At 65.7% G+C, this 13,521-nt stretch carries 10 protein-coding genes; 2 read left to right on the top strand and 8 right to left on the bottom strand.

The features are described 5' to 3' along the window. Positions 1-82 precede the first annotated feature (82 nt). The 8 genes from ACILRJ_RS01835 to rpmH form a co-directional block, all read right to left on the bottom strand. Positions 83-2,317, bottom strand: a complete 2,235-nt coding sequence (locus ACILRJ_RS01835; RefSeq protein WP_395679776.1) for a DPP IV N-terminal domain-containing protein — start codon at positions 2,315-2,317, stop codon at positions 83-85. A gap of 64 nt (positions 2,318-2,381) precedes the next feature. Then, positions 2,382-4,721 carry an ATP-binding protein gene (locus tag ACILRJ_RS01840; protein WP_395679778.1) on the bottom strand — a complete coding sequence of 780 codons (2,340 nt, stop codon included), beginning with the start codon at positions 4,719-4,721 and terminating at the stop codon, positions 2,382-2,384. Next, entirely contained in the window at positions 4,718-5,929 is a 1,212-nt protein-coding gene (locus ACILRJ_RS01845) for an EAL domain-containing protein (RefSeq protein ID WP_395679780.1), read from the bottom strand. The genes ACILRJ_RS01840 and ACILRJ_RS01845 overlap by 4 nt, the downstream gene beginning before the upstream one ends. Positions 5,930-6,074: 145 nt before the next feature. Continuing rightward, positions 6,075-6,776 carry a glutathione S-transferase N-terminal domain-containing protein gene (locus ACILRJ_RS01850; protein WP_395679782.1) on the bottom strand — a complete coding sequence of 234 codons (702 nt, stop codon included), beginning with the start codon at positions 6,774-6,776 and terminating at the stop codon, positions 6,075-6,077. Positions 6,777-6,957: 181 nt separating this feature from the next. Further along, positions 6,958-8,307, bottom strand: a complete 1,350-nt coding sequence (gene mnmE, locus ACILRJ_RS01855; RefSeq protein WP_395679784.1) for a tRNA uridine-5-carboxymethylaminomethyl(34) synthesis GTPase MnmE — start codon at positions 8,305-8,307, stop codon at positions 6,958-6,960. Between the two features lie 4 nt (positions 8,308-8,311). Then, positions 8,312-10,030, bottom strand: a complete 1,719-nt coding sequence (gene yidC, locus ACILRJ_RS01860; protein WP_395679786.1) for a membrane protein insertase YidC — start codon at positions 10,028-10,030, stop codon at positions 8,312-8,314. A gap of 116 nt (positions 10,031-10,146) precedes the next feature. Continuing rightward, a complete protein-coding gene (gene rnpA, locus ACILRJ_RS01865; protein ID WP_395679788.1) occupies positions 10,147-10,527 on the bottom strand; it encodes a ribonuclease P protein component in 381 nt (126 codons plus the stop codon). A gap of 20 nt (positions 10,528-10,547) precedes the next feature. Beyond that, complete coding sequence (gene rpmH / locus ACILRJ_RS01870; protein ID WP_131993844.1) at positions 10,548-10,688, bottom strand: 50S ribosomal protein L34; 141 nt, start codon at positions 10,686-10,688, stop codon at positions 10,548-10,550. Positions 10,689-10,883: 195 nt separating this feature from the next. Between rpmH and dnaA the strand changes: the two genes are divergently transcribed. Beyond that, positions 10,884-12,203 carry a chromosomal replication initiator protein DnaA gene (dnaA, locus tag ACILRJ_RS01875; protein WP_395679791.1) on the top strand — a complete coding sequence of 440 codons (1,320 nt, stop codon included), beginning with the start codon at positions 10,884-10,886 and terminating at the stop codon, positions 12,201-12,203. A 212-nt stretch (positions 12,204-12,415) separates the two neighbouring features. Next, the gene (dnaN, locus tag ACILRJ_RS01880; protein ID WP_395679793.1) at positions 12,416-13,516 is read left to right on the top strand and encodes a DNA polymerase III subunit beta; all 1,101 of its coding nucleotides are present in this window, start codon (positions 12,416-12,418) and stop codon (positions 13,514-13,516) included. The last annotated feature ends 5 nt before the right edge of the window (positions 13,517-13,521 follow it).

Consider the following 13,521-nt stretch of genomic DNA (forward strand, 5'->3'; position numbering starts at 1 on the left):
GGCCGGGTAGGAGCGGCGCGGCTGCGACGGCCATTCGGCCTACGCCAGGCATCGGTCGCGCTTGCGGCGCTCCACTTCAGCATCAGGGCAATCCACGGGGCTTTAGCTTCTCGTCGAAGTACGCGGCGATCATCGTGTAGACATGCACCTTCAACGCCGGTGTCGACAATCCGTGTTTCGCGCCCGGATAGGTCATCAGGCGGAACTGGGTGCCGTGTTGCTGCAGGGCCGCCATCAGCTTGGTCGAATTCGCGAACAGCACGTTGTCGTCGGCCATGCCGTGCACGAGCAGCAGTTTGTCCGCCGGCAATCCATCGAGCCAGTGCAGCACGCCGGAGCGTTCGTAGCCATCCGCATTGGACTGTGGCGTGTCGAGATAGCGCTCGGTGTAATGCGTGTCGTACAGAGTCCAGTCGGTCACCGGCGCGACCGCGACGCCAGCGGCGAAATCCTTGCCCGCCTTCGCCAGCAGCATCAGCGTCTGGTAGCCGCCGTAGCTCCAGCCGAAGATGCCGATGTGCTGCGCGTCGACATACGGTTGCGCCTTCAGCCAGGCGACGCCGGCGAGCTGGTCGGCGACTTCCGCCTGGCCGAGCTCGCGGAAAATCGCATCGGAGAATTTCCGGCCGCGCCGCGGCGTGCCGCGGTTGTCGAGCGCGAACACGACGTAGCCGTGCTGCGCCATGTACTGCTCGAAATGCGCGCCCCATGCGCGGTTCACGTACTGGCGGCCGGGGCCGCCGTAGTAGGTCATGAAGACCGGATAACGCTTGCCCTGCTCGAAGCCGAGCGGCTTGTACACGCGATAGTGGAGGTCCTGGCCGTCCTCGCTCTTGACGCTGCCGAACAGCGGTTCGACGAGGCTGTCGCGATACGGCCAGTACGGATGGCCGGGCTTGAGTTCGTTCTGTTCGATCCATGCGATGCGGCTGCCGTCGGGCTTGCGCAACGACACCTGCGGCGGCGTGCGCGGATCGGACCAGGTATCGACCCAAGCGGCAGCGTTGTCGCCGAAGACGGCCTCGTGCCAACCCTCGCCGTCGCTGATGCGGCGCGCGTGGTCGGCTTCGCTGCCATCGAGGCGCGCCGCATACACCTGCGCCTGCAGCGGATCGTCACGCCCCGCAGAGAAGTAGACGTTGCCACCCTCCTCGTCGAGCGCGAGCAGCTTGTCGACATCCCACGCGCCGCGCGTCAGCGCTCGGCGCACGCGACCGTCGAGGCCGGTCACGTAGAGGTGCTTGTGGCCGTCGCGTTCGGACGCCCACACGAATGCATCCTCGTTCTTCAGCCAGCGCAGGTCGTCGTGCAGGTTGATCCAGGTCGCACTGCTCTCGCTGAGAACGGTGCGCTGCCGCTGCGTCGCGAGATCCACCACGACGAGGTCGAGCTGGCGCTGGTTGCGACTCTCGCGCTGGTAGCTCAGGCGCTTGCCATCCGGCAGCCAGTCGACCCGCGCGAGGTAGACGTCGTCGGTGTCGCGCCCCATGTCGATCCAGCGCGTCTTGCCGCCACGGGGTGCGACCACGCCGATGCGCACGCCCGCGTTCGGGCGACCGGCAGCGGGATACCGCTGGCGCACGGTGGTGCTGCGGTCGGCGTACACCTCGGTGCGCTCGACTTCGTCGACCTTCGATTCGTCGTAGCGTTCGAACGCGATCGCGCTGTCATCGGGCGCCCACCAGTAGCCGGTCGCGCGGTCCATCTCCTCCTGCGCGACAAACTCCGCCTCGCCGTTGTGCACCGCTGCCTTGCCGTCATGCGTCAACTGGAAATTGAGGCCGTGCGTAAGATCGACGACATACAGGTTCTGCCGGCTCACGAATGAAACGTAGCCGCCGCGTGGCGAGACCTTTGCATCGTTGACCTCGAAGCCTGCCGGAGTGAGTGCGCGCAGGTTCATGCCCGGCTTGGCATCGAGGTCGTAGAGCCACAGGCGTTCGTCGACGCTGAACAGCAGCTTGCGGGAGTCCGGGGACCAGCGATACGACACGATGCCCTTCAGCTGCGCGATGCGTTCGCGCTCGCGACGCGCCTTCTCCGTATCGGACAATTCCTTGTGCTCGCCGAGCGCGGCGGAATCGACCAAGCGCGACATCGCGCCGCTCGCGATGTCGTACTGCCACAGGTCGAGCTGGTTCTGGTCGTCCGCGCGACCGCGCAGGAAGCCGACGCGCATTCCGTCCGGCGCGATCTTCAACGCACGCGGACTCGCCCCATTGAGATCGGGGTCCGCGTAAATGCGTTCGATGCTGAGGCGTTCGGCATGCACGAGGGGACTCAGCACCAGCAGGGCGGACAGCAGGAAAGGTCGCATGGGTAGCTCCGTGTGAATCTCGCCATTACAACGCAGGCGAGGCGCAGCGCCAAGGCGTGCTCGATCATGCGGGCGGCTTCAACTCCTGCGCGCCGAAGCGTTCGAGTTCAGCGGCGAGTTCGGCGACCTCCGCAGCAACCCCATCCAGCATCAGTGCACGCGCGGTCCGTTCGATGCGGTCCGCGCAGGCGACGAGCGTCCCGGCACCAACGAGACCGCTGGCGCCCTTGATGCGATGCGCCTCCCGCGCGACGCGCAGGGCATCGTGTTGCGCCAGGGCTTCGCCGAGCGCGGCGAGATCCTGACGCGTGCTGTCGAGGAAATCGTGCAGCAGTTCGTGGTCAAGCGGCACGGCCGGACGCGCCGCGGCGGGCAGGGCCTGCGGCGGCGACGCCGGAACCTCCGGCGCGCGCGCAATTGCCGCCTCGTCCAGCGGCAGGTAACGCTGCAACGCGGCGGCGAGCAGTTGCAACGGAGCCGGCTTGGCTATGAAGTCATCGATGCCGGCGGCGCGGCTGCGCTCAACTTCCTCGGTGCTGACATTCGCGCTCATCGCAATGATCGGTTGGCGCGCGCGCGTGCCGCTGCGCTCGTTCTCGCGCACCGCTTCGGCGAGCGCATAGCCATCGCAGCGCGGCATGTGCAGGTCGGTCAGGAGCAGGGCGAAGCGGCCGCTGCGCCAAGCCCGCAATCCTTCCTCGCCATCGACCGCGGTCTCGCAGGCGTAACCGATCTGCTGCAGCTGGCGCGCGATCACCGCGCGATTGGTCGGATGATCGTCGACGAGCAGGATCAGGCGACCCTGGCGCTCGGCCACGGCAACGCTCGGCGCAGTGCGGGTCGGCATTGGTGTCGGCGGCGGCGTGCGTGCCAGCGCCGCTTCGGCCACCGGAAGGCGCACGACCAGACTCATCGTGGTGCCGACATCGAGCTGACTCTCGACGTGGATTTCGCCACCCATCAACTCGGCCAGCCGGCGGCAGATGACGAGACCAAGTCCGCTGCTGTCGCCACGCTGGATGTTGCCATGCGCCTGCGCGAATGGCTGGAACAGGCGCGCCTGGTCGGCCGTGCTGATGCCGATGCCGTTGTCGCGCACGCGCAGCGCGATCAGTTCGCGCCGGTCAGCGCTGGCGAGCCGGTCCAGCTCGACGATGACCTCGCCGCGCTCGGTGAACTTCAATGCATTCGACAGGAAATTGCTGAGGATCTGGCGAAGGCGCAAGGCGTCGGCGAGATGCGCCGGCGCGATGCGCTCGTCGATCCTGCATTCCAGCCGCAATGCCTTCGACGATGCGGTGGCGAGGAAGTTTCCGGTCGAAGCGCGCACCAGTTCGCGCAGGTCCACCGGCACCGGATTGATCTCGAGTTTGCCTGCCTCGATCTTCGAGAAATCGAGGATGTCGCCGATGATCTGCAGCAGGCTCTGCGCGGAATCCTGCACGATCTCGACCTGCTGGCGCTGGTCGGCGTCGAGCTCGGTGCGCGCGAGCAGTTCGAGCATGCTCGCGACGCCGACCATCGGCGTGCGGATCTCATGGCTCATCGCGGCGAGGAACGACGACTTGGCGTGGTTCGCCGCCTGCGCACGCGCTTCGCTTTCGAGCAGGCTGGCTTCGTAGTGGAGCAGGTCGTGACGCATCGCGATGAGCGACTCGTGCACCTCGCCCAGCTCGCCCTCGGGCACGTAGCCGCCCGGCTCGTAGCCGCGTTCGCGCGCGTGCCGCGCGAGATGCTTGAGGCTTTCCACACCCTTGTAGATGTTGCGCAGCATGCTGCGCCCGACCAGCAGCACGACGCCCAGCGCGACGAGGCTGAGCAGCACGCGCCAGCGACCGAGGCGTGTCGCGTCGTGGAGGTGATCGCCGATCATCCGTTCGGTGTCGAACATCTTGAGATCGGCAAGGAACTTCAGGCGCGAGGCGACCGGGTCCATCGCCGGATACAACTCGGTATCGGCGAAGCGGCCGAGCGCGCGGATATCCTTCGCATTGAAGATATCCAGCAACCTGCCGGCCGCACGATCCGCGGCGACACGCGCATGGCCGATCTCGTCGACGACGCGGCGCTGCTCGGGCGGCAGGTCGGTCGCCACGAGTTCCTTCCAGTCACGCTCGATGGTCGCGCGCGCGCCCTGCACCACGTCGATGCCCTGTTCCCAGCCCATCAGGTTGTTGCGCACGCGAAAGACTGCACTCACGATGTCGAGGCCGTACGCATCGGAGATCGATTTCGCCAGACGCAGCCCCGAGAGCGATTGCTGTTGCACGCTGCGGAACGTCGCGATGTCGGCGCGCAGGTTGAACTCGTCGAGCAGCAACACCGTGAGGCCGGTCAGCAGCAGCAGGCCGAACAACGCCTGCAGCTGCACGCGGATGCGCAGGCGGCGGTGCAGCGGGATCATCGGGTTCTTGCGCCGGCGCCATCCGGCTTGTGCCAGTCGGCGATCGCGGCCAGCAGCTGGTCGCCCGGGACCGCCGCGCTGATCAGGAAACCCTGCACCTGCTGGCAGCCGAGCTCGGCCAGCATCTGCCATTCCTCCACCGTCTCGACGCCTTCGGCGACGACCGTCAAGTGCAACTTGCGAGCGAGATCAAGGCTCGCTTCGACCACCGCTCGCTTGCGCGATTGCGCCGGCGCGCCGCTGACGAAGCCGCGGTCGATCTTCAGCTCGGTGAACGGGATCTGCGACAGCTGCGCGAGCGAGGAATAGCCGGTGCCGAAGTCGTCGATCGACAGACCGAAGCCTTTCAGGCGCAGGCGCGCGAGCACATTCAGCACATGTGCCGCCTCGCTCATGACCGAACTCTCGGTCACCTCGATCACGACATCGCGCGGGCGCACACCGCAATCCATGACGATCTGCTGATAGCGATCGGCAGTGGCGATATCGACCAGATTCAACATCGATACGTTCACCGACAGCTTCAGGTCCATGCCGGCATCGGCCCAGCGCCGATGCCAGCGGCAGCTGCGTTCGAGCATGCGTTCGGTCAGTTCGCCGATCAGCCCTTCGCGTTCGAACAGCGGCACGAACCGGCTCGGTCCGATCAGGCGACCGCCATGCGTCCAGCGCGCGAGCGCCTCGACGCCGACGACGTGGCCGGTGCTGATCGCGACCTTCGGCTGGAACCACGGTTCGAACTCGTCGGCGGCGAGTCCGCGGCGCAACGCGCCCGGTCCGATTTCGACGTCCGGTTCGGCGACCGGGTCTTCCTCGTTGTTGTGGAACTGGCCAAGCACTTCGGCCAGCTTGACCGTGGTCAGCGGCTTCTCGACCACGCCGAGCACGCGCAGGCCATACGCGCGCGCCATGCCCTGCACGGTGTTGAGCAGGGCAGGGTCGAGCGCGCTGGTCAGCGCGATCGCGCCGACGCGCTTCTGCTGCGCCAGGTGACCGATGAACTCGATGCCATCCATTTCCGGCAGGTCGAGATCGACCAGCACGATATCGGTCGGCGTCGATGCCGCCTGCAGCACAGCAAGTGCGGCGCGGCCATCCGCCGCCACGTCCACGCGCTTGAGACCCAGCTCCTCGAGCAGGCGCAGCGCGACGCGGCGCTGGAAGCCATGATCCTCGACGATGAGCACCGACAGGTCAGAAAGCCGCATCGCTCACCCTCCCCCGATGGTGACCCAGACTAGCGCAACTCGCGGCGATGTGGACGACACCACCGCGGACGCGGTGTTCGATGGCGCGGAGCGAAGCGCGTTGTACACGGCATTCGCGGGGTAGCCGGCGGTTGTCGGAGACTCTCTAGCGAGTGACAGCGCCCTGCCCGAACAGGATGCGCCGCTCTTCCTCGCCGAGCGGCTGGTTGGTTGGCGGACTGATCTCGACACCGCGCGCATACGCCCGCTGCGTCGCCTCTCGTTGTGAGATGGCTTCCTGCCAGCGTCGTACCTCGGCGAACGGCGCGAGGTCGAGCGGCGCCTTGGAATACGGACTGATCCATGGGTAACAGGCCATGTCCGCGATCGTGTAGTCGTCACCGGCGATGAAACGGCGCCCGGCGAGCTGGCGATCGAGCACGCCAAGCAGACGCTGCGCCTCCCGCGTGTAGCGCTCGATCGCATACTCAATGCGTTCGGGCGCGTAGACCGTGAAGTGGCCGTACTGGCCGGTCATCGGCCCGAGCCCGCCCATTTGCCAGAAGAGCCATTGCAGCACCTCGTTGCGCCCGCGCGGATCCCGCGGGATGAAACGCCCGGTCTTGTCGGCGAGATAGAGCAGGATCGCGCCGGACTCGAACACGCTGATCGGCGCGCCTCCGTCGGCGGGCGCATGATCGACGATCGCCGGCATCTTGTTGTTCGGCGAAATCGCTAGGTAGTCAGACTGGAACTGGTCGCCCTTGCCGATGTTCACGGGCTTGATCGTGTAGGCAAGCCCTGCTTCTTCGAGAAAAAGGGTGATCTTGTGGCCGTTCGGCGTGGGCCAGTAGTACAGGTCGATCATGCTCGTCTCCTTAGCGGACCCATTCTGTGGTTGGGATCGGTCGCGTGTTTCTCAACCGTCGCCTTGTCGTCGTCCGGCGAAAGCCGGAACCCAGCGACTCTGTTCGGCTGCGAAGGCACCAGGCGCCGGTTCCCGTGTCATCGGCCATCCATGGCCTGCACGGGATTGGTTCATCCGGGACTCACTTGCCGATGCAGAAGGTCGAGAAGATCTCGCCGAGCAGGTCGTCGTTGCTGTATTCGCCGGTTATCTCGCCGAGGTGATGCTGGGCGACGCGCAGCTCCTCGGCGGCGAGTTCGCCGGCGCGCGTCTGCGCGAGGATGTCGGCGGCGGCGTTGATGCACGCGTCGGCGTGCTCGAGTGCTCTGACGTGGCGGGCGCGCGCGGTGAACGCGCCGGCGTCGCTGTCCCGCGCGGCGCCGGCGTGCGTCTTCAGCGCATCCACGAGCAGTTCGAGGCCGGCGCGCGAGTGTGCGGACAAGCCGATGCGGAGGCGGCCGTCCCGCACGTCTACGCGCGGCGATTCGCCGTCGAGGTCGATCTTGTTGCAGACGACGATGCGCGCGGCGGTTCGCGGCGTACCATCGAACAGGAGTTCGTCTTCGTCGGCGTGTTCGCGATCGGTCACCAGGACGGCGACATCGGCCCGTTCGAGCTCGACACGCGCGCGACGCACGCCTTCGCGCTCGACGGCGTCACTCGCTTCGCGCAGGCCGGCGGTGTCGACCAGGGTGACGGCCACTCCATCGAGCTCGACCGTCTCGCGCAGCACGTCGCGTGTGGTGCCGGCGATTTCGGTGACGATCGCGCGCTCGCTCTGCGAGAGCGCGTTGAGGAGACTCGACTTGCCGACGTTGGGTCGCCCGACGATGACGACGTGCAGCCCATCGGCGAGGCGCACGCCGCGTCGCGTCGCCGCCAGCAGCGTGCGCGAATCGGCGCGCGCAGCATCGACCAGCGCGGCCAGGCCGGCGTCGGCAAGGAAGTCGATTTCCTCTTCCGGAAAATCGATCGCAGACTCGATCCATACGCGCAGGCGCACGACGCGTTCGGTCAACGCGCGCACGCGTTCGGAGAAATCTCCTTCGAGGCTGCGCTGCGCGGCGCGTGCGGCCGTTTCCGAGCCGCTCGCGATCAGGTCCGCGACCGCTTCAGCCTGGGCCAAGTCGATCTGGCCGTTGAGGAACGCGCGCTCGGAAAATTCGCCCGGGCGCGCGTGACGCGCCCCCAGTTCGAGAACACGCGCGAGCAACAGGCGCAGCACGACGGGACTGCCATGCGCCTGCAGTTCGAGCACGTCCTCGCCGGTGTACGACCGTGGCGCCGGAAACCACAAAAGCAGGCCACGATCGATGACCTCGCCGTTGCCGGCACGGAACGCGGTGTAGTGGGCATGGCGAGGCCGCGGGGCGCGGCCGAACAACGCGAGCGCGATCGTCGCGGCGAGCGGGCCGGACACACGCAACACGCCGACACCGCCTGCACCGGGCGCACTTGCCACGGCTGCGATGGTGTCGGCGCGCGTGTTCATCACATCAGGCTGATGCTTTCTCGCCGGCCTCGATGCGCCGCGTGATGATCCACTGCTGCAACAGGCCGAGGCCGCCGTTGACGGTGTAGTACAGCACGAGGCCGGCCGGGAAGAACGCGAACAGCACCGAAAACGCGACCGGCATGATCTTCATCATCTTCGCCTGGGTCGGGTCCATGCCGGCGGTTGGCGTCAACGTCGTGGTTGCGATCATCACGAGCGCATTGAGGACCGGCAGCACGTAGTAGGGGTCGGGCGCGGTGAGGTTGTGGATCCAGCCGATGAAGGGTGCCTGGCGCAGCTCGACGCTCTCCAGCAAGACCCAGTACAGCGCGAAGAACACCGGGATCTGGATCAGCATCGGGAAACAGCCGGCGAGTGGATTCACCTTCTCCTTCTGATACAGCTCCATCATCGCCTGATTCTTCTTCTGCGAATCGCCGGCGTAGCGTTCGTTGAGCGCGGCAATGCGCGGCTGCAGCTTGCGCATTTTGGCACCGGAGCGGAACTGCGTTTCACTGAGCTTGAAGAACGCAGCCTTGATCAGCAGCACCAGCAGGATGATCGCGAAACCCCAGTTGCCGGTCAGCTTGTGCAACTGCGCAAGCAGCCAATGCAACGGTTCGGCGATCACCGTGAACATGCCGTAGTCGACCGTCAGGGAGAGTCCCGGCGCGACCTGGTCGAGCGTGCTTTGCAGTTTCGGACCGATGTACAGGCGCGCGCGCGCGATCTTCGTTTCGCTCGGGGCGACGGTGATCGACGGCGACTGGGCGGTGATCAGATAACGTCGAACTTCGCCGCCTTGCGCGGTTCTCGCAAGGTAGGTACTCGTGGTGTACTTGTCCGCTTCGGCGGGCTCGGGAATCCATGCGGCGAAGAAGTAGTGCTGCAACATCGCAGCCCAGCCACCGGCGAACTCGACCTGCAGCGGCTTCTTCTCGAAGTCGTCGAACTTGAGTTTCTGGAACTTGTCGGTCGGGCTGTACCACGCGGCGCCGACGAAGCTATAGCGCTCGATGTTGCTGTAGCCCTTGATGCCGCTGGTGTCGACGACCGGAGGCACCCGCTGCAGCCTGCGGTAGGCGTTGCCGCTCCATGCCGTCGCGCCGTGGTTGGCGATTTCCTCGCGCTGCTCGATCACGTAGCTGCCGCGCTTGAAAACGAGCACCTTGCGCACGCTGATGCCGCCGGCGTCGCTCCAGGTCAGCGGCACCTCGACCGTGTCGCTGCCATCGGCGAGCGCATAGGAGAGCTTCTCGGCGCTGAATTTCGCCTGGTGGTCGGGCGCGGCACCGACGGCGCTGACGAGGCCGCTCTGCACTTCGAAGAAGCTCGCGTCGCTGCTGTCGAGCAGGCGCTTGGGATGTGCGTAGTCCTTTGGCTGCAGCGGATAGGCGAGCAGATCGGCGACCACGACGTTGCCGCCGCGGGTGTCGATCTCGACACGCAGCACATCGGTGTTTACGACGACACGCGCACTGGCCTCACCCTCGGCAGCGGCATTCGGTATGGCGGGCGGCGCGGCCGTGCCGTCCGCTCGTGGCGGTGACGGCGCGGCCGCATCGGCGGGGCTGGCGGCTGGCGCGACGGCGGCACCGTTGGCAACGGTCGCCGCAGCATTCGTCGACGCTGCCTTGTTGTAATCCTCCTGCCACTGCATCCAGAACAGGTAGCCGATGAACAGCAGGGCGATCAGCAGGAAATTGCGCGGGCTCGTCATGATGGAACCGGTTGGGCGAAAGGGAGCCTCGTCGGCGCTCGCGGCCCGGTCGCGCAAGTCGCGACCGCTTCGATGTCGAGGACGGGGGCGGGCGCGCGCTGGGCGCGGCGTGCAAGTCAGTCGCGCATTGTGCCGGCGGCACCGGTCACGTTCAACGCCACAATGCGCTGCCACAGCTGGGCGAATTCGGCATGCAGGGCCGGATTGTCCTGCAGGTCGGCGCTGCTGCGCGCTATCACCAGGATATCCAGCGCCGGAAACATCGCGCGATGACGGCGAAAGCTGTCGCGTGCAATGCGCTTGATGCGGTTGCGGCGGACCGCCTTGCGGGAAACCTTCCTGGACACGGCCAAGCCCATGCGCACGCCGGTCGTTTCACTGGCTGCGACTTCGGCGATGAGGTTTCGGCTGGAGACGCGACGGCTGCAGGTGCGCAGCCGGGCGAAATCCCGGGCGGTCAGCAGGCGCGCGTCACGAGGAAAGGTCGCGCGCGCCATCGGCGATTCCGCCGAAGGGGTCAGACCGCGAGGCGCTTGCGGCCCTTGGCACGACGCGCGTTGATGACCTTGCGGCCGCCACGGGTCTTCATGCGGGCGCGGAATCCGTGGTCGCGGACGCGCTTGAGATTGCTCGGCTGGTAGGTGCGCTTGGTGGCCATGGCTTACGCAATGCGTTGAAGGAAAAGGGCGCGGATGGTAGGGGCCACGGGCCCGCAATGTCAAGTTGACGGCCGACCGGTTGCCCAAGGGCGCGGCGTCGCCGCGCAACGGGAGCCGGGAGTGTACTGCTAGACTTCCCCTCTTGCGGTCGCCCGCTTCGCGGGCTCGTACCGCCTTCTGGAAGCAACCTGGCAATGAGCGATCTTTGGCGACGCTGTCTGTCCCGCCTCGAGGCGGAATTCAGCGTGGAGGACCTGCATACCTATCTGGCGCCACTGCAGGTAAGCGAAGAGGAGTCCGGCTTCACCCTGTGGGCACCGAATGCCTACACGATGGAGACGGTCCGCGAACGGTTCCTGGGGTCGATCGTCGAAGTCCTCGAACACCTCAGCGACGGGCCGGTAGCGGTGGAGGTCAAGGTCGGCACGCGGGAACGCGCCGCCGCGCGGCCGGCCAGCCGTTCGCGCGCGGGCACTGCACGCCCGGCCGCGCCGGAGTCGAACCTGGAACCGAGCTACACGTTCGAGAATTTCGTCGAGGGAAAGTCCAACCAGCTGGGCAAGGCGGCCGCGACCCAGGTCGCGATGAATCCCGGCCGCGCCTACAACCCGCTGCTGCTGTACGGCGGGACTGGGCTCGGCAAGACCCATCTGATGCATGCGGCCGGCAACCTGATGCGCGCCAACAAGCCCGATGTGAAGATCATGTACTTGCGTTCGGAGCAGTTCGTCAGCGGCATGGTGCGCGCGTTGCAGCAGAAGGGCATGGATGACTTCAAGCGACGCTTCCGTTCGGTCGATGCGCTGCTCATCGACGACATCCAGTTCTTCGCTGGCAAGGAAGCGACCCAGGAAGAATTTTTCCACACGTTCAACGCACTGTTCGAGGGCAAGCAGCAGATCATCCTGACGTGCGATCGCTACCCGAAAGAAGTGGATCGCCTCGAACCGCGCCTGAAATCGCGGCTGGGCTGGGGCCTTTCGGTCGCGATCGAGCCGCCGGATTTCGAGACGCGTGCGGCGATCGTGCTGGCCAAGGCACAGGCGAAGAACGTCGAGCTGCCGGAAGAGGTGGCGACCCTGATGGCGAAGCGGATGCGCTCGAACGTGCGTGATCTCGAAGGCGCGCTGAACACGCTGGTCGCGCGTGCGAACTTCGAAGGTCGGCGCATCAGCATCGAGTTTGCCCAGGAGACATTGCGCGACCTGCTGACCGTACACGCGCAGGCGATCACGATCCCGAACATCCAGAAGACCGTGGCAGACTACTACCAGTTGCGCCTGACCGACCTGTTGTCGAAAAAGCGCAGTCGCTCGATTGCGCGACCGCGGCAGATGGCGATGGGGCTTGCCAAGGAATTGACCGAACACAGCTTGCCCGAGATTGGCGATGCATTCGGCGGCCGCGACCATACGACCGTGCTGCATGCTTGCCGCACGATCCGTGATTTTCGTGAGACGGATGGCAAGCTGCGCCAGGATTGGGAAAAGCTCGTGCGCGCGTTGACCGAATAGGATTCGGGCGCCAGCCTGTGGACAAGCTGTGGGGAGACCACGCCGCAGATTATTATCCACAGACAGCCCACAGGTGCGCAGGTCAATTGCCCGCACGGTTTGCTCGCTGTAATACGTTGAAATAAAACAAATTTATGGCGTAGTCCGGGTTACACACAGGACCTACAACAACCAACGCTCCACAAAAAACATAAAGACAGGACGGACCGACCATGCGATTCAGCATTCAGCGCGAAACCCTTCTGAAGCGTTTGCAGCACGTCGTTGGCGTCGTCGAACGCAGGCAGACCCTGCCGGTGCTCGCGAACCTGCTTTTTGTGGTGGATGCTTCCGGTATTTCGCTGACCGGTACCGATCTCGAAGTGGAGATGATCGCGCGCACCAGTGCGGAAGATCTCGATCCCGGCGAGGTCACGGTGCCGGCGCGCAAGCTGTTCGACATCTGCCGCGCGTTGCCGGACGGATGTCGGATCAAGTTCGAGCAGAACGGCGATCGAGTGACGGTAACTGCGGGGCGAAGCCGTTTCACCCTCGCAACGCTGCCCGCGACCGAGTTTCCCACGGTCGACAACATCGATACGGTCGAGCGCGTCGCCCTGCCGGAAGCGCAGCTGAAGGAATTGATGGATCGCACGGGCTTTGCGATGGCGCATCAGGATGTGCGCTATTACCTCAACGGCATGCTGTTTGACCTGCGCGAACATTCACTGCGTTGCGTGGCGACCGATGGACATCGGCTTGCGATGGCCGAGACGCGGCTCGACGCGAAGATCGCTTCTCCGCGCCAGGTAATCGTCCCGCGCAAGGGCATCAACGAGCTGCAGGGCCTGTTTGAACCTGGCGAGGGCATTGTTGAACTGGAGTTCGCGCGCAACCACCTGCGCGTGCGGCGTGGGGACGTGACATTCACGTCCAAGCTCATCGACGGCCGCTTCCCGGACTACGAGGCGGTGGTCCCGATCGGCGCCGACAAGGAAGTGCGTGTGCAGCGCGACGACATGCGCGCGGCATTGCAGCGCGCGGCGATCCTGTCGAACGAGAAGTATCGCGGCGTAAAGATCGAGGTCGCGCCGAATCGGCTGCGCATCGTCGCGCACAACCCGGAACAGGAAGAGGCGGTGGAAGAGGTCGAGGCACGCACCGGCGTGTCCGAGCTCAGCGTCGGTTTCAACGTGAACTATCTGCTCGATGCGCTCGGCGCGATCAGCAGCGACGAAGTCCTCTTGTGCCTGCGAGATGGGCAGTCGAGCTGTCTGGTGCGCAAGCCCGACTCGGACGATACCCGCCACGTGATCATGCCGCTGCGGCTCTGAACGCG

The organism is Dokdonella sp. (assembly GCF_044227025.1).
Classification (GTDB): domain Bacteria; phylum Pseudomonadota; class Gammaproteobacteria; order Xanthomonadales; family Rhodanobacteraceae; genus Dokdonella_A.